This is a genomic window from Amazonocrinis nigriterrae CENA67, assembly GCF_016056305.1.
Classification (GTDB): domain Bacteria; phylum Cyanobacteriota; class Cyanobacteriia; order Cyanobacteriales; family Nostocaceae; genus Amazonocrinis; species Amazonocrinis nigriterrae.
Genome location: NZ_JAECZC010000002.1, coordinates 234,446 through 252,397, shown reverse-complemented (window position 1 = coordinate 252,397; position 17,952 = coordinate 234,446). Strand labels below are relative to the sequence as shown.

Here is a 17,952-nt window from a genome sequence, read left to right as displayed (position 1 = left end):
TGACAAAGAATTATTTAATGCACATCTGGATCACAACGAATCTCAATCATAAAGCCATCGGGGTCGTAAAAATATACACCTCTACCAGTAGGACGGGTGACTGGGCCATGAGCGATCGCAATTTCATTTTCTCTTAGCACTGCCACTGCTTGCTCAAATAACTGTGGATCTATGTCAAAGGCTAGATGGTATGCTCTGGTAAAACTGCGTTCTGGATCTGGATCTGGTGGTGTTAAATCGGGTGTGCCAAATAAATCCAGAATTGTACCATCGGGGGTGATGAAGTTGGCGACTTTCCCAGCTGCAACAAGTTCCACCAAAGTTGCAGGGACTTCATCACCTGTGAGTTCGTGCAAACCCAGGATATTCCCGTAAAAGTATCGGGAAGCTTGCATGTCTTTGACGTTGAGGGCGATATGATGCACTTTACGCAAAACGCCTCGTGCAAGCACACTATTTACAGATTTGGGGCTAGATAGCATAGTTATAGCTGGGGACTGGGGACTGGGGACTAGGGACTAGGGACTGGGTGAAAAGCCTTTTTGTGTCTAGGTTTTATCATCTGTTGATGTCCTAACCACCTTGGCTATTGCTATAAATAAAATTTCCCTACTGAGATAGAAGCTAAGCTGTTTTTTTCAAGTTTATTATTTATCTTAAAAACTTAGCATGGCTTTTGATTATTCTTTAGACTTTCCCAATATCGATTTTCGCCAACATCCTGAACTCTATCGCGTTGGAAAAGGTGAGCAGGGTGTGCTTTTGGTAGAACCATACAAGTCAGAAATTCTGCCTTACTGGCGGTTTAAAACTCCTGATATTGCCAAGGAATCCAGCGAGAAAATCTACAAACTTTTTCTTGATTATTTAGAGCAAGATGATTTTGTAGGGGCGGATATGGCACGGAAGTTTCTGCAAATGGGTTATACTCGCTCTCGCCGTTATGCTAATCATAAAAGCGGTAGAAAATATAAACAAAATTCAGAGACATCAAGCTCGAAAAAAGAGATTTTACCCTACGAAGTAGATCCAGTAAAAGCAGAATCAGCGGCAATATTTAAAACCAAGTGGATAGAAGCAAAGACGAATGAGAAATATCAAAAGCTTTTAGCCAAGCATAAACAGATGTATGAAATAAATAGTCATTAGTCAGTTGTAGGGGCGGGTTTTGCAATGTTACTCAATTGGTAGCAAGTTAATCGGTAAACCCGCCCCTACAGTTGTCAGTTGTAAATATAAATAACTAATGAACAATGACAAAAAATTAAAAAAATTTTGCAATTAGGGCTTGCAAAGTATAAATTTATACTTTATATTATAAATGTACAGTCAAATGTACAAGAAAGGCGATCGCTCTCCGTAGCAAGGCACTGCGATCGCCCTTCTTAGAACCCCTAATATAGGAGCCAACATTATCATGACACAAGAAAAACAGTTTGGAGATGATCAAAACTTTGCCAAAGGAGAGTTTGAGGGTTTTTTGCCAAGCGAAGATTCAGATGTACCCACTCCTAAGCAATCTTTTGCAAAACTATTGCCTACCAGAGAACCGATAAAGCATTTACTGATAGGTTCTCCCAAAGCCGTTACTGGGACAATCCACTATTTGCAAGTGATTGGCTATGCAAACGTGGGAGACTGGAGTCAACTATTACCAACCGGCAACCCTGATGAAGTGATGAGTATTCTAATCCGTCAGATTGTAGTTTCATAACTTTGAAACCCCCGTTTCCTCAAAGAAAACGGGGGTTTTTTGTTGTTGGATTTTAGATTTTGGATTTTAGATTTTGGATTTTGGATCTGGGATTTTGGATTTTAGATCTGGGATTTCGGATTTTAGATCTGGGATTTCGGATTTTAGATCCGGGACTTCGGATTTTAGATCTGGGACTTTGAATTTTAGATCTGGGATTTTGGAGTATAGCTGTTGCCATTAGTTTTGTAGGGTGCGTTAGGACTATCGTCCATAACGCACCGCCAGAGATTTTCGGTGTCTTACAAACAAAGTCAAAGATTTGAAACCCGTGTAGGCGGGTTTTGTTTGTGTAGCCGCGATTTCTAATCGCCAAGGCTAGGTGCAAGTTAGGAAATTAGAGAAACTCACAGCATGGAGAGCGATTAAATTAAGAGTAACGCGATCGCATCCCCCCTCATCTCCCTCATCTCCCTCATCTCCCTCATCCCCCTCATCTCCCCACCTCAAACTGACTGCGGTCAAACAACCACCCATCGCCGACAATCTCCTCTAGGCGTTGATTGAGTCGAGGGAGAAAATATTCTGGATCATCTAGCCGTTGTTGGACAACCCAATTATCAAAAGTTTCCTGTGTCTCAATTTTTTGGGCATTCGCCGCCCCTGATATCATCTTTACACTAAGTTCTAGAAGTTCCTCAAACTGCGGATGACCTTTACCTCGGTGCTTGCAAAACAAAATAGCCGTTGCACCTAGCAAAGCTTTTAGTTCATCACCTTGAGCCACTTTGTTATATAAAGCCTCAATGTTACTTGCCAAGGGAGCTTGAATCCTCAGCGTCAGCCAGACTGCTTGAGCTAGGTAAACCAAACCGTTGCTTTCGTCTGTTAAGCCTAAATTTCTCAGAATTGTTACTAAATCACTGTATGCACGTATTTGTGCAAGTGTGGAAGCAACTTTCTCTAAAAGTGCGATCGCTTTTGGTATATCCGCTTGGTGAGCGAATACCTGTGCCATGTTGTTAAGGGTAGCGGCTTTACCTTTGACATCGCCAATCTGCTCCTTTATTTCCAAGGATTGCTCGTAGAGTGCGATCGCTTTTGGCATGTCTCCTTGGTTGGCGAATACCAGTGCCATGTTGTTGAGGGTAGCGGCTTTACCTTTGACATCACCAATTTGCTCACGTATTTTCAAGGATTGCTCGTAGAGTGCGATCGCTTTTGGTATGTTCCCTTGGTCAGCGAATACCCCTGTCATGTTGTTGAGGGTAGCGGCTTTACCTTTGACATCATCAATTTGCTCACGTATTTTCAAGGATTGCTCGTAGAGTGCGATCGCTTTTGGTATGTTCCCTTGGTTGGCGAATATCCCTGCCATGTTGTTGAGGGTAGCAGCTTTACTTTGGACATCGCCAATTTGCTCAGATATTTCCAAGGATTGCTCGTAGAGTGCGATCGCTTTTGGTATATCCCCTTGGTCAGCGAATACCCCTGCGATGTTGCGGAGGTTAGTGGCTTTACCTTTGACATAGCCAATTTGCTCACATATTTCTAAGGATTGCTCGTAGAGTGCGATCGCTTTTGGTACGTCCCCTTGGTGGGCGAATATCCCTGCTATGTTGTTGAGGGTAGCAGCTTTACCTTTGACATCGCCAATTTGCTCACATATTTCTAAATCTTGCTCGTAGAGTGCGATCGCTTTTGGTATATCTCCTTGGTGGGCGAATTGTAGTGCCATGTTGTTGAGGGTAACGGCTTTACCTTTAACATCGCCAATTTGTTCACATATTTCCAAGTCTTGCTGCCACAGTGCGATCGCTTTTGGGATGTCTCCTTGGTGGGCGAATATCCCTGCTATGTTGTTGAGGATAGCAGTTTTACCTTTGACATCGCCAATTTGCTCAGATATTTCCAAGGATTGCTCACAGAGTGCGATCGCTTTTGCTATGTCCCCTTGGTCGGCGAATACCCCTGCCATGTTGTTGAGGGTAGTGGATTTTTCTTGTAATTTCTCTTCAGGGCAAAGGTCTAAGGCTTGCTGATAATGAGTAACAGCTTCTTGCACAAAACCTAAAACCTGTTCCGCAGGGGCGATGGTTCCCAAAATGCGGTAGTCTTGAAAAACTGCCAAGATTTGCTCACATAAATCTAAAGCTTCCACAAACCGGGAATTGTTCACCCAAGAGCTTGCAATTCTACCCCCAACGCTGACAACAATTTCTTGTTCTTTCGCAAGTAGCCCTAAACGCACAATTTCCAATCCTTCTGCTTTTGTTTTTTGCTTAGACTGCTCCCACCAAACTTGATGAATTTTCCTCACGGCTTGCTGTCGGGTTGCTTGCCATTCTTCCTCACTCAACACTGGTTCTAACAGCGGTTCTAAAATTGTCGTCACTCGGTAATTAGCTGGCTGTGTCGGGTGAGTGGTGGCGGACTCCACTAAACTAAGACTGACAAGCTTATCCATAACCGCCACGAAATCAATTTCCTGATTCATAGCCGAACTCCCAAGGCGACTAGAAATTCCCTCCCCTAAATCCTCAGTCCTCTTCAGAGGACTTTCGCTATTAGCCTGGGACTTCGAGTCCCAGGCGGGAGAGATAGCCCTAACAACATCCTCCCTCACCGGCAGATGAAACACACTCAACCGTGCCAAAAACTTTTGTTCTTCCAATTCCAAAGCATCCAGCAGAGTTTGTGCCAAAATATTTTCACGAAACTTTTGCTCAGTCTTCTCCAGCCGAGTGAGTAATTCATCCGCCGCTAGTCCTGGCTGCTGAATCACTTCTAACAGCCACTTCAACAAGCGGGGATTACCATCAGCTATCTTAATAATCCGCTGAGTTCTTAACTGTTGCCTAACTTCTTGATCTAAAGGAAAGCAAATTTTATCAATATCACTGCTACTCATCGCCGCTAAAGATTCCAAATGCAGGCGATGATCTGGCAAAGTATCTTTCTTTAAATAGCGACAAGTGACAATCAGCCGACTTTCTGCCCCGTTTTCCTCCAATGCTGCACAAATCGCTGCTAAAATTTCGTAAGCTTCCGCCGTCATCCGCAGTGAACCATCTTCAACGTTAGCTTCAGGGATGTTTTGCTCAAAGTCATCCAGCACCAGCAGCAAAGGTTGATTGTGTTCGTTTTCAATTACCTCAAAAAAGTTTTGCAACCGTCCTTTAACAGACACCTTTGGTTCATTCAACAGTGCAGGCACATCTGCAAATCGCTCATACTTATTAGAAAGCTTATTCAGCAAACCTTTCTCATCCAAAGGCCCAATCAACACGACTCGCGCAAAATTGGGACGCTGCGCCTCTACCCGCCTACATAACCGCGCCGCCAAGCTACTTTTACCCAGTCCACCCATCCCCGCAATCAACACACCGATGTAGTCGCTGGTTTCCTGCAAAGCCTTGATACACCGTTGTAAAGGTCGCCTGCGTCCGACAAACTCAAATTGTCCAGCAACTTTAACTAGATTATTCTCATCGAGAAATTCTTGTTCTGGCGTTGTAAACTTCAGCTTTTCACGATTCTTTGTTCGCAACGGTGTTACGAGTTGCTGAATGGGACGCGTATCCCGATACATCCGTAACAGATGCCAGTCGGTGCATTTTTTGTCAATCATCTCCTGCTGCGCCGCTTTCACCGCCGCTTCCACAGTTGCCCCCGTCGCCAAAGCTTGATAAAGTGCTTGTGCTGCTATAATACCCGTGCGGTCATACACCGGACGCGCCCAACCTAAAACAATACCCGCCCCCGCCTTCACCAAAGCCTGCGCCATCGAGGGTACTGTCCCCTTATTAGCAACCTGTCCTGTATGACAACCAGAGAGAAAAGTCACACGAGGCCAGCGTCCGCGAAAAGCTTTAGCTAAATCATCAACAGTTGTAAGTTGGATATTCCCGACTTCATCCTCAGTGATAAAGCAAGGCGTATTATCTGGTATTGTTGTACCTCTTGGCAGCAAAAAGCGGTAATCTTGCGTGTAAATTATCCCGTGTCCCGTGAGGTGAAAGACATCAAAATAGTCTTCGGGATAGGATTTCACCAAATTAGCTAACTCCGCAACCGAGCCACTTTCCTCAACAATTAACGCTAAAGGCTGATCCTTAGTTGCTTGTAAAATATTCGCTTCTTCCCGCTCAAAATCTAAAGGTGGAACTCTAGGATCTTCCGGTGAAGTCGCCATAAACAGCAACCGCAACGGCCGATTTTGCACCCCCATTACTTGAGTTTGACGCTGCTGCACAGAACGCACTGGTAAAACAGAAATATCCAAACGTTCGCTTAAAAACCCTGCACCATCATGTAGCAATTCCCAAGGTAAATGCGCCAAACCCAAAGCTACCCGTTCTGTTTCTGGGTTCAACCCCTGCGCTTCACTGGTTTGAATCAAATCGAGATAAATCGTTTGCTCATCCGCCTCATTCAACGACTTTCTCAGCCATCCTTCTTTCCCATCCAGCCATTGATAAATTCGCCGTCCCAACTCAGTGAGATCATGTAAGCTATCTCGTTCTTTAGAATAATAATTTTGCTCACACAAATCAATCAGTGCCGCCAACTCCACTTTATCCAAGCGGCGTGAACCATAGTGACAGCGCAGTTCAAAACTTTGCTGTTGACTCAGGGCGAAGGTGAAAGTCAAAGGCATGGCTTACAGCTATAATTTCCACAATAACCTTCACCGTATTATCACCCAATTCCCGAAAACTTACCTCTCCGCGCCTCTGCGCCTCTGCGTGATCAATTCTTTTACGAACCGCAGAGACGCAGAGGACACAGAGAAATAATTGTTATCGCCGATACTCATCCCCACAATCGCCGATGAGTTGATACAAATCCCGTGACTTACGAGATATGATGTCAATGCGATCGCAATCCTCAGCATCTAATTTCAAACCGAAAACCTTAGCATTATCTGCAATATGTTCCGAGACACCAAGCCTTGCACCAACTATCACCCCACCCACCGCAGGCTTATCTAATATATAACGCACCGCCACATTGGCAATGCTGACTTGATGCTTATCAGCAATTTCTTTCAAAGTAGAAAGTAACTCTTGAAATAATTGCCAACCACCCCAACCATCAATCATATTTTTGTACTTTCGCAAGCTAGCTGTACCCAAATCAAAACCTCGCGGTTCCGATTTTCCCAAATACTTTTCTGATAACAAACCGCCGCAAACACTACCATAAGTAAAAAGTTTTATATCATGCTGTTGACAAAACTGAATCATATTCACTTCAGGACGGCGGTCAACTAGCGAAAATTGCACTTGATTAGAAACAATTTTTATGCCTGCTTCGGTAATAATTTGTAAATGTTCCGTATCAAAATTAGTCAAAGCTAAATGCTTAATCTTGCCCTCAGTTTGCAGTTCTGCCATATACTTGAGGGCATCCAAATAATTTTTATCTTGATATTCCCACCAGTGGAACTGCATCAAATCTAAAGATTCCACATCCATTCTTCTCAGAGAAATATCAATATTTTCCTCGACTAACTTTTTCGTCATTTTCCCAGGACGAGGAACCCATTTTGTAAAAGCTTGCAAATTAGCTAAAGCTTCTTGACCACGGTTAGCAATAACTTGACGGCGAAATTCTCCAATAAAATCTTCTGCTGGGCCATAATGGTCTGCTAAATCCCAAGTAGTAAAGCCAGCATCCAAATATTGAAACATAGATTGGATAGCCGCTTTAGAATTGATGCGTCCGTGTGCGCCAGACACTTGCCACATCCCATTTAATAACCGACAAATATTTAAATCAGCAGTAAATTGAAGACGACTTTCTACAGGTAAACTCATATGGAAATTAATGATTTATTTAGGTCAATTTTTTAGATCTTTCCCTTCGTGTCTTTGTGATTAAAGATTAAATTGTTCACCAGTAAGACACAAAGGCACAAAGAAAAATGCATAATTTTATCAAGCAATCCCTAACTCCTAACTCCTAACTCCTAACTCCTAACTTTTATCGCCAGTCTTTCTCAGCTTGTTCTAGCACGTAAGCAGCAACATCTTGGATTTGCTGTTCAGTAAGACGGTCTTTATAAGCTGACATATTACTTTTACCATTAGTGACAATAGATGTAATAGCTTCTATCGAATCCATACTATATTTTTTCAGCGCTTTCTTTTTCAAGTTCTTACCCCGCCTGACAATATTACCACCATTAATATGACAACCTGCACAATGAACGCTAAAAACTGCTGTACCGTTAGCTGTATCTACTGCACTTACAGGCAAAGTAAAAGCAGTTGTCAATATTAAAAGTACCAATAATATTAATCTTAGTAGTTTTTGCACTCAGTTTCTCCTGAGAGGAATTTAACAAAACTAATTTTACAATGATTCAAAATCAGCTGTAAATCCAGCAAATTTTGCACAATCTTCCTGAAAAGCTTCAGCATCGCTGACATCCTCAATTTTATATGCCATAATCCGCATACCATCTGGCAATTTTTTAGAAGCAATACATTCGGCTGCATACTTCTCTACCATTGCTTTGAAATCACTACCATACTGCTTCCATGCATCATTTGAGCAAGTGATATTTACCCGCCACATACATAATTCTCATTTACGACTAACTGCTACTTATCATCTCACAAATTGACAACAGATTACACATAACCTGCAATTGTAGGGTGCGTTATAGCAACGCTTAACGCACCACATTTCTCTGATGACTGATGACTGATAACTGTTGACTGTGAGCAGTGGAATATTTTTTACTGAAAATCCCTAGAGTACTTATACCAAATTGATAAATGATGCCGACAGATTGATTCGCCAAAGCCATATGCACAAGGTGATTCACAATCTAAAATCCCAAATCAAAAATTGTATTCCTTTTCTATCTAAAGGAAGTGCCTGCTCCCAAAGGATTACGCCATAATGTGAATGTAAACCATGTCTATAAACTTTTATCCAAATTAGTTAATTCTCCAGAGTGTAAAATGACTAACAACATCAAAGACCAAATTCAAAATGATCTTAGACAGGTTAAAGAAACTGGACAGTTAAGAACTGAAAGAGTCCGTGAAATTGTGAAATCAGCAGTTAGTCAGGTAGCTTCTGAGTTAAAAGAAGGCTCTAGCGAAATTCGTAATCTTGTGAAAGATGCTGTTTCTGCTGTGGTTGACAGTTTGCAAGGTAAAGGCACAGAAATTAAAGAAGAAGTCACAGCATCCATAGAAGGAGCGCTAGAAGGGATTAATACTAAAAGACACGAAGCAATTGCTAGAACTCAATCAGAATTGAAAAGATTACAAGCTCAGCTTGATAGTGAAGAAGAAAAAATTCAACAAGAGGTAGATGTAATTTTGGCAGAGATTGAAGAAACAGGTCAAGAAAAAACAGCTAGCACTAAAAATGCTATTGATTCTGCTGTTAATACTATCAAAAATAGCGAAGAAGTTTCTTTGTTAAAGAAACGTTACGCTCAACTGCAAGCACAACTCGCTATTGTACGAGCTAACTTAGCAGCGCGTTATGGTGGACGTTCCGAAGAGGTAAAAGGTTATCTAGACGACGCGAAAAACTGGTACAATCAAGCCCGTCCGCAAGCAGAAGCTCTAGCCACCCAGGTAGAACAGAAGCGATCGCAGATAGAAGATAAACTAGGTGAAGCTGGTACATCCATAGCTAGAAAGGAACGTCAAATTAAACAAACTCTCAGAGAGTTACTGCTAGCAACCGCTGATTTGTTCAAAGACAAAGAATCTGCTGATAAAGAAAAAGAAATTGTTAAGAAATAACTTCTTTAACGTAGAAGCTTTCCCTAAACCCCTCTCCAACGCGAAGAGGGGCTTTAACATTTTTATACCATTTCCAAAAATATTTGCTACACATGAATCACTTGTAGGGGCGTACAGCTGTACGCCCCTACTTGCTGTAAATCTGAATAAATCATGTTTCTTTACCATTGGTATACAACAAAATTCCCGACTTCTCTAAAAAGCCGGGAATCTTTTTTTGGGAGAAGAGAGTGAGTATTACCCACCCCATTTACTTAATAGATATTAGTGAAATCAAATTCTATTTAGTAAACGTTACCTTCTCTATTTAATTGTTCTTCATGCTTGGCAATAACCCAAACTGCATGAATACTACCAGGAAGCCAACCAAGAAGTGTAAGTAAAATGTTAATCACTAAAGTGGGGCCAACACCAACTGTGAGGAAAACGCCTAAAGGAGGCAGTGCTATACCTAAAAGAAAACGAACTAATTTCATAATTTTGCTACAATTTTGTGACTTTGTTTAATTACATTCTGTGAAAGATGTATGATTAGGAATTACGCCTAATAAATCATCTTCTTAATTAAGAGAATTGATGCAGGGTAGAAAATCGATACGACTACTATTTCTACCCTTACTGAGACTTATCTAGAGGGTAATTCACCTTGGGTTTTGACATCACCACTGGTTAAAGCCAGATTTTTCTCTGCAAAGTATTTGTTAATGAATGTATTAGCAAAAGATAGAATCACTGGCCCAAGAAGAAAACCGATAATTCCATGAACGGAGAAACCAGGAACCAGTACTGCTGCTAACCAGAAACACAAACCGTTAATGACCAGCGAAAAAGCACCAAATGTTAGAAAATTAAGTGGTAAAGAAAGTGTAGACAGAACTGGCTTCACTGAACCGTTAATCAAACCAATTACTAAAGCAGCAATCACAGCTGCGGGGAAATTAGCGATATCAACCCCTGGAACAACTAAATCAACAATTAACAAGCTTAATGCTGTAGCTACTGCGGTTAAAAGTGGTGTCAACACTGTTTTCTCCTATAAAGTTAGAGATAGATGGTTTTGAAAATCCTTATTCCATCATTAACAATGCGCTCAGCTTTTACATCTCTTGCAGGATAGATTGAGCTTCTATCGCTTGGCTGAATTATTGATAAACTGCACTATCTCAACTTAGATGAGTTAAGCGCTACTCAATTAGGTAACTCTAAAAAATATATTACCCTGCAGCATCGGTTATTGACTGTCAACTAAAGCGCGATCGCCTGCTGCAAACACCAGCCTTTATAATTATTTAACTCGTCTCAAATTTAAGATTTATTTAAGAGAAATGGATGCAAATTACTCAGATTTAGCTGTATAATCTTGCTTATAATAAAGAGATGATTTATACAACACTTGTTCTTGATGAGTTTCTAAAGTGCAATCAGATAAAGGGTAAGTTACACAAGTCACTACATAGCCAGCTTTTATTTCATGTGGCTGGAGAAATTTTTGCTCACTTTGATCAACTTCACCGCTAACAAGTTTGGCAACACAAGCAGAACATTCGCCTTGCTTGCATCCAGATGGTAAGCGAATACCAACTTCTTCAGCGATATCCAAAATATATTGATCATCAGGTACTTCGATGGTACGGTCTAATCCCATTCCAGGATTGATGAGTCGAACTTGATAAACTGCCATAAATAATTCGTAATTCGTAATTCGTAATTAAATAACACTTTAAAGTAAAGGTAATTTTCCCCGACTCCCCACTCCCCACTCCCCATTCCCTCTTATTGCTTGAATGCTTTCATCGACAAACTAATCCGCTTCAATTTCTCGTTAACTTCCAGCACTCGTACTTTCACGACTTGTCCAACTTTCACAATTTTTTTGGGATCGTCTACGAATCTGTCGGCTAGTTGAGATATATGCACTAAACCATCTTGATGTACGCCAATATCTACAAACGCGCCGAAGTTGGCGACATTAGTAACGATTCCCTCAAGTTCCATCCCCACTTGCAAGTCGGTAATTTCCTTGATTCCTTCTTTAAAGGTGGCATACTTAAATTCCGCACGGGGATCTCTACCTGGTTTTTCCAGTTCGCCGAGAATGTCACGTAGTGTGGGTTCACCAACGGTATCGGTAACGTATTTCTTCAAATTTGTCTTTTTGAGTTTTTCGGCAATTTGTGTAACCTGATTTAATGGCACATTGAGATCGGATGCGATCGCTTCCACAACAGAGTAACTTTCTGGATGCACAGCTGTATTATCCAAGGGGTTATCACCACCACGAATCCTTAAAAAACCCGCAGCCTGTTCAAAGGCTTTTGGCCCCAACTTCGGCACTTTCAACAGTTGTCGGCGATTTTTAAAGGCTCCATACTGATTGCGATAGGCAACAATGTTGTTAGCAACCGCTGCTGTAATGCCAGAAACAAAAGTTAAAAGTTCCTTGGAGGCGGTGTTCAAGTCTACGCCTACGTAGTTGACGCAGCTTTCTACAGTTTCATCAAGCTTCTTTTTCAGCAATTTTTGATCAACATCATGCTGATATTGTCCCACACCAATGGATTTAGGATCGATTTTCACAAGTTCTGCCAAGGGATCTTGCAAACGGCGACCGATACTAATGGCACCACGCACCGTCACATCTAAATCGGGAAACTCTTCTAATGCCACTTTGCTAGCAGAATATATAGATGCACCGGACTCATTGACCATCACTTTAATTGGTTTACGGTCTATTGCTTGTAATACTTGCAATACAAACTCGTCTGTTTCGCGGGAAGCTGTACCATTACCAATGGCAATTAACTCAATTTTGTATTTTTCAATTAGATTCTTGATAGTTAGTGCAGCTTTAGTACGTTGTTCCGCAGCTTGATGGGGAAACACTGCCTGATATTCTAAGAATTTTCCCGTTTGGTCAAGGACTGCAACTTTGCAACCAGTTCTAAAGCCGGGATCAATTGCCAGTGTTGGTTTCATTCCCGCTGGTGCAGACAGCAGCAACTCTCGCAGATTAGCTTCAAATGTCTTGATTGACTCAATATCTGCGTAAGTTTTCTTTTCAGAAATCACTTCCCCCACAAGTGATGTTTTCATCAAACGGTTGAATGCATCCTTCAACATCGCTTGATAAAAATCCCTGATTTCGCGAGTTTTTGTGCGAATTCCCTGGGATTCCAGATAAGAAAGTACTACATCTTCATCAAAGGCTATTTCAAAGTTTAATACGCCCTCAGATTCACCTCGACACAACGCCAGCATGTTGTGAGGTGCGATATTTTTCACCTTAGCTTGGTAGTTGCGGTACATCTCGAATTTAGTTGTACCTTCTGGATAATCATCTTTGATGCGGGAGACAAATAACCCTTCTTCTAAAAGATATTCTCGAATATATGCCCGTAAATCAGCTTTTTCTGCCACTTCTTCCGCTAAGATGTCCGCAGCACCTTTTAATGCTTCCTGTGCTGTTTTTATTCCTTTTTCCTCAGAAATATACTTTGCCGCTTCTGATTCTAATGACGCAGAGACAGCATTTTTCACATTCAACGACTTGATAAATTCTGTTAGCGGTTCCAGTCCTTTTTCTCTAGCGACTGTGGCCCGGGTACGTCGCTTTGGTCGATAGGGTAGGTATAAATCCTCAAGTTCAGTTTTTTGTAAACAAGATGTGATTTTGGTTTTCAGTTCATCGGTGAGTTTACCTTGTTCAGCGATCGCATTTAAGATTACTGATTTCCTTTCTTCCAATTCTGTTAAGTATGTATACCTATCAGATAAATCGCGCAGTTGAACTTCATTCATCTCACCCGTACGTTCTTTACGATAACGGGCAATAAAAGGGATAGTCGCACCCTCCGCCAAAAGTTCCAGCGCGTTTTGCACCTGATAAGGTTTGAGGTCTAGTTCAGTTGCCAGTAGTTGAGGAATGTTCAGCATCGGGTGTTTAAGTTGAAAAATTTACTCCTAGAGGTAATATGCTAGATCGTTCTCACAGTTCTAGCACCAAGTGTTAAGCTTATTTACGGAATAATTGCATATTCTTGACTTTATGAGCCGTTTATTTCTATAGGCTGTTGTAGTAAAAACCACCTAAGATGTAAAATTGACCACAATAAGAAAAACATTGTGAATCTTCCTGTACCAACACTTCTACTTTAGTTCAGAGGTTAGTAAAAATGCCTTTGTTTTTTTTAGTTCCACTCTTTGCTGGTTTAGTAACTGGCTATTTCTCGAAAAAATGTACAGACGAAATTGCTTATTTTACAGGTTTGTTTACAATTATCAGCCTGATTTTGAGTCTGATTTTAGCCCCTTGGCAGATCCAGCTTGTACTGTTAGTTTTGCTCATCGTTGGCTCTAACAGACTCTTGCAGGAATAATGAGTAAAAACAAACTCAAGCTAGTAGAAAAAACTCAGAGGAAGCAAAGAATAGTCAGTGCGACGAACTAATTCTTCTTCTGAATTAAACTATTCAGTACAAAATTATACATTAATTTATGGCTTCACAACTGAAGCCACAAGTCCCGATATAGACTTTATAAACAATCTGGTTGAATCAATTAAAAGCTATCAATCGATATACACTCAAGATTTTCGCAGCTCCACAGATGATGCATCTGTGAGATATCAAGATAACCTGATTTTTATAAATGAGTAATTATGCTTAAAATTAGCGTTGGCGATCGTTTATTATCCTTGAAGCGTTAAAAGCGACTAGTGGTAATTGTTTTATAATCACGCAACTTGCACTCAACAAGGAGGCAGCATTATGAGTTCAGCACTGCCTCACCCTTGGGACTTCCCTGTGCAAGGCAGTGGCTCAAAAATCTCAAATTGTATTAAGCTGTTCCGCATTGAAGTTGCAGATCTAATTGTGTTGACCGATGACCGATAACTGATGACAGTCATCAGGAGCCAGTTGCACAGTCAGGGTTTCTCGACTTGAGCTTTCAAGCGCGTTCATCGGTCAACGACCTTCTCCTAACCCAGACGCTACGCGAACATGAATAATTATGCTATTTAAATGTGTTTTAGCTTATTTTTAGTAGCTGTTAAAGTTCCCCTTCTGACCGTTACCAACCATACCTAAGACATTCAGCCGGGAATTGTTCAGATTATCTAAAGTTCTATTTAGTACTGAAGCATCTGTTTTATCCATCTTCACCACCATCAAAATGCCATTGGTGTGGGGTGCTAGTAGGGTAGCATCAGCCAGCCCAGCTAGGTGGGGGGCATCATAAATTACTAAGTCAAAGGTGTTCTGGAAATCTGCCATCAGACGCTGCATCTTTTCAGACGAAAGCAACTTTGTGGGATCTGGTGGTATTGGCCCAGCAGTGATTACAGATAATTTGCTTATAGAAGGTAGTTGCTTAAGTACTTCTCCTACTGGCAAGTTTGTAGAAATTAAATTACTCAATCCCCACACGTTATTTAAACCTAATAGAGTATGAATCACTGGTTGGCGAAGATTGGCATCTACAAGTAGTACTCGTTGCCCCATTGCTGTAGCTATTTGGGCTAGATGCAAAGCAATTGTAGACTTCCCGTCACCAGGCGTAGCTGAACTAATGATAATGGAATTAATCTCGCGATCATTATTCAGTAGTTGAATATTTGCATAAAGTACTCGCAAAGCTTCTAAAAACTTTGCGGAATAGTTGCTGTAATCTAACTCAGGTATGATGCTTGAGCCGGCAATACTATCAGAAAAGTGATTTGGTACTGTTACCAGGGAAATTTCTTGAGCAAGGGTGCAGTCTTGATTTTTTTGAACTTGCTTTTCCAATTGATTATTGACTAATAAGGGCATTTTGACCTTTTCTTTCAAGGTGTTGACGCTAGTGCTTTCTTGATTGTTTTGAACTTGCTTTTCAAATGGAATATTTCCTAATAATGGGAATTTGACCTTCTCCTTTAGGGCATCAACATTATGGTAGGTATTGTCAAGCTTTTCTATCAGTAAGGCAACGCTAATTCCAAAGAGAATACTTGCACCTAATCCCAGTATTAAGTTGCGCCGGAAATCGGAAGAAACAACGGGATATTCTGGTTTAGTTGGTGCTTTAAGTAACTGCCAACCCAGTTCTGTCTGAGAAATTTGAATTTGCAGGGTTTCGCGAGTAGATAAAAAACGATTCAGACTCTCAGTGGCAATCTGTAATGACCGCTGTAGTTCCGTGTATTTTCGTGCCAAGATTGGCCATTGCTCACGTTTGAATTGAAGTGCCTGTTCTGCTTTAGCCAACTCTCGACTCTGCACCTCTAGAATTTGAATTTGATTGGCTACTTCTGCAATTTTTGTATCCAAAACGTACTTTGACTCTTGAGCCAATAAAGTTGACAAGCTTTGCCTTTTTTCTTTCAATGTTTTGAGAGTTGGGTTATCGTTTTGTAAACGAGTTGATTCCTTAGCGATCTGAACATCTAATTCTTGAGCTTGATTAAGTAACTGCTGATACAAAGGAGCATCATTTAATATTGCTAATCTTCTATCTTTTTGATTTAAAATAGCAAAATTAGCACGAGTTTCTGCTAATTTCTTATCAATCGCTTGCCGTTGTTCAGTTAAGTAACTAACTTGTTTGCTAACTAATTCAAGTTGGCTATCTGGATCGGCAAAGTTGTTGTTTTGCCTAAACTTTTGCAGTTCTTTTTGTAACCGATCAACTCGACTTTGTGCAGATGGCAACTCTTTTTCAATAAACTTAATTCCCTGACGCAACTTAGTTTGCCTTTTTTCTCGGCTATAGTCTAAATATTCTTGAGCAATTTTGTCTAGTACAACTTTAATTTGATTTGGATCATGATTTCGATAGCTAACTTGTATAATCTTTGTTTCACCTAGACGAGTAATACTCAGTGAGTTGATTAGAAAATCATAGTTAATATCTGGATAGAAAGCTTGCAACTGTTTAACAATACCTGCCATTAGTTCAGGACTCTTGAGAACCTGAATTTGACTTTCGTAATCTAGGCTAGACTGGCTTAAGTTAGGGTCTTTAACAATATCCACCATTTTGGTGTCATCATTAACAGGTTCTACTAACAACTGAAAATTGCTTTCGTAGTCTGGTTGCTTTGGGTTCAACATTAAGGTGATCACAACTGTGGACATCATAGTTATACTGACGCCTCCAATCACAATTGCTCGTCTTCGCACAACACTAAGAAATTCTTTGAAACTCCAGCCATCTCGTTGTGATTCATTCCATGAAACAGGTTGATCCTGAGGAAATGGAGGTACAGAGTTATTATTGCGATCAGAATTTGAGGGTTGAAAAGAATATTTTTCCATCACTTATTAATATTTTGTAATACAAAAGGCAAAACTTGTACATGCAATTTGCATTCATCCAAATTAGCTTAACAGCTTTTAAAAGCTTAGGTCATGTAGCTGAAAATACAAGAGACTGTTTCTCAATAATTATAGAAGGTTCAGAATTGAGGTGTTAATAGCCGTTTTAGATGACATTGAGATACTTGATATCAGGCGTATACACAAAATAGTAATTTTGTACTATTATGGGCTATCCTGACCCAGACAACTGCCTTGCTCAAAGCTGGTTATCGTACTGCACAGCAGAAATCGTAGATCCTTGCTGGCCAGCTTCTAGCAGATTGGGGTAGTACAGTGACCACTTGCTGTACTCCTTATGAAAACCTACAAGTTATACCAATTCTCTAAAATTCGGCAACCATTCAAACTCCAAAACCCAGTACATAACTGACGAATCTTAATTACGAATTACCCTTCAGGTGATGCTTGCAAGCTCGCTAATACTCTTGAGATCGGCAGTTGTGCGGCTGTCAGCAAAGCCTTTTGGCAGGCGCTTATGGGGAACTCGGAACTGGAAATTGGGGGAGAACCCCCAAGACAACGTTGCCTCACTGCGCTGGCTCCTCAAGTGGAGGATGTGGCGTCCAAGACGGCAAGTTGCTCACGAATTACAAATTGGTATTAAACGTTGCCATGAATGCAAAATATTGCTCGACTACCTCTTAGCAGCCAATTTAATATCAATTTACTTTGCGTACAGGTAGTAAATATTTAATAACTACTGAAATAAACAATCTCATGGATATACAAACCTAGCAGTTCAATGCAGGTTATCTTGCATGTAGGAGTCTATCTCTAGAGTTTGAACTCTTTCTCTTGTTAATAAAAAGTTGTAATAGACTCATTAAAAATATTAACGAGTAGCTAATTTATTAATAATAATTAAAGATAGGAAAATATACTGGTTATAATATCTATTTTGTGAAGATAAAGTTTAAAGATATACTACTAAAATGAATTTTTGATAAAGTAGAATTGTTAACTTTGAAACATGGTATTCTAGTATTCAAAATTACATGTAATAATATACTTTAGGAATAATACTCTAGCTAAAAATTACATGCAATACAAATGAACAAGCAAAAACAAGGTGAAAAAACAGCAAATAGGCTCATAAGAATAGTAAATTCCGAATTTCTCAAAT

Annotated in this window: 15 protein-coding genes; 5 read left to right on the top strand and 10 right to left on the bottom strand. The window is 40.5% G+C overall.

Annotation, left to right across the window (positions count from 1 at the left end):
- Positions 1-14: 14 nt before the first annotated feature.
- A complete protein-coding gene (locus I8748_RS02575) occupies positions 15-482 on the bottom strand; it encodes a VOC family protein (RefSeq protein WP_198123103.1) in 468 nt (155 codons plus the stop codon).
- A gap of 187 nt (positions 483-669) precedes the next feature.
- Between I8748_RS02575 and I8748_RS02570 the strand changes: the two genes are divergently transcribed.
- Together I8748_RS02570 and I8748_RS02565 are read left to right on the top strand one after the other, a co-directional pair.
- Complete coding sequence (locus I8748_RS02570) at positions 670-1,149, top strand: DUF4385 domain-containing protein (protein ID WP_198123102.1); 480 nt, start codon at positions 670-672, stop codon at positions 1,147-1,149.
- Positions 1,150-1,417: 268 nt separating this feature from the next.
- Positions 1,418-1,714: a hypothetical protein gene (locus tag I8748_RS02565; protein ID WP_198123101.1), complete on the top strand. Its 297-nt coding sequence runs from the start codon at positions 1,418-1,420 to the stop codon at positions 1,712-1,714.
- Positions 1,715-2,186: 472 nt separating this feature from the next.
- Here I8748_RS02565 and I8748_RS02560 read toward each other — a convergent pair whose 3' ends face one another.
- From I8748_RS02560 to I8748_RS02545, 4 genes are all read right to left on the bottom strand, one after another.
- Complete coding sequence (locus I8748_RS02560; RefSeq protein ID WP_198123100.1) at positions 2,187-6,353, bottom strand: tetratricopeptide repeat protein; 4,167 nt, start codon at positions 6,351-6,353, stop codon at positions 2,187-2,189.
- Between the two features lie 142 nt (positions 6,354-6,495).
- Entirely contained in the window at positions 6,496-7,515 is a 1,020-nt protein-coding gene (locus I8748_RS02555; RefSeq protein ID WP_198123099.1) for an aldo/keto reductase, read from the bottom strand.
- A gap of 166 nt (positions 7,516-7,681) precedes the next feature.
- On the bottom strand, positions 7,682-8,017 hold the full coding sequence (petJ, locus tag I8748_RS02550) for a cytochrome c6 PetJ (protein ID WP_198123098.1): 336 nt from the start codon (positions 8,015-8,017) through the stop codon (positions 7,682-7,684).
- A 36-nt stretch (positions 8,018-8,053) separates the two neighbouring features.
- The gene (locus I8748_RS02545) at positions 8,054-8,278 is read right to left on the bottom strand and encodes a hypothetical protein (RefSeq protein ID WP_198123097.1); all 225 of its coding nucleotides are present in this window, start codon (positions 8,276-8,278) and stop codon (positions 8,054-8,056) included.
- 392 nt (positions 8,279-8,670) lie between these two features.
- On the opposite strand from I8748_RS02545, the gene I8748_RS02540 reads away from it, so the two are divergent.
- Entirely contained in the window at positions 8,671-9,471 is an 801-nt protein-coding gene (locus tag I8748_RS02540) for a histidine kinase (protein WP_198123096.1), read from the top strand.
- Between the two features lie 284 nt (positions 9,472-9,755).
- Here I8748_RS02540 and I8748_RS02535 read toward each other — a convergent pair whose 3' ends face one another.
- The 4 genes from I8748_RS02535 to I8748_RS02520 form a co-directional block, all read right to left on the bottom strand.
- Positions 9,756-9,947 (bottom strand): YqaE/Pmp3 family membrane protein, encoded by a 192-nt coding sequence (locus tag I8748_RS02535; protein ID WP_096551970.1) that lies wholly within the window; start codon positions 9,945-9,947, stop codon positions 9,756-9,758.
- 149 nt (positions 9,948-10,096) lie between these two features.
- Positions 10,097-10,495 carry a phage holin family protein gene (locus tag I8748_RS02530; protein WP_198123095.1) on the bottom strand — a complete coding sequence of 133 codons (399 nt, stop codon included), beginning with the start codon at positions 10,493-10,495 and terminating at the stop codon, positions 10,097-10,099.
- Between the two features lie 312 nt (positions 10,496-10,807).
- Complete coding sequence (locus I8748_RS02525) at positions 10,808-11,152, bottom strand: 2Fe-2S iron-sulfur cluster-binding protein (RefSeq protein WP_198123094.1); 345 nt, start codon at positions 11,150-11,152, stop codon at positions 10,808-10,810.
- Positions 11,153-11,244: 92 nt separating this feature from the next.
- A complete protein-coding gene (locus tag I8748_RS02520) occupies positions 11,245-13,404 on the bottom strand; it encodes a Tex family protein (RefSeq protein ID WP_198123093.1) in 2,160 nt (719 codons plus the stop codon).
- A 239-nt stretch (positions 13,405-13,643) separates the two neighbouring features.
- On the opposite strand from I8748_RS02520, the gene I8748_RS02515 reads away from it, so the two are divergent.
- A complete protein-coding gene (locus I8748_RS02515) occupies positions 13,644-13,847 on the top strand; it encodes a hypothetical protein (protein ID WP_096551964.1) in 204 nt (67 codons plus the stop codon).
- A 390-nt stretch (positions 13,848-14,237) separates the two neighbouring features.
- Entirely contained in the window at positions 14,238-14,363 is a 126-nt protein-coding gene (locus tag I8748_RS35595) for a hypothetical protein (RefSeq protein ID WP_263975715.1), read from the top strand.
- A 147-nt stretch (positions 14,364-14,510) separates the two neighbouring features.
- On the opposite strand, the gene I8748_RS02510 is transcribed toward I8748_RS35595, so the two are convergent.
- Positions 14,511-16,766, bottom strand: a complete 2,256-nt coding sequence (locus I8748_RS02510; protein WP_198123092.1) for a GumC family protein — start codon at positions 16,764-16,766, stop codon at positions 14,511-14,513.
- Positions 16,767-17,952: the final 1,186 nt, after the last annotated feature.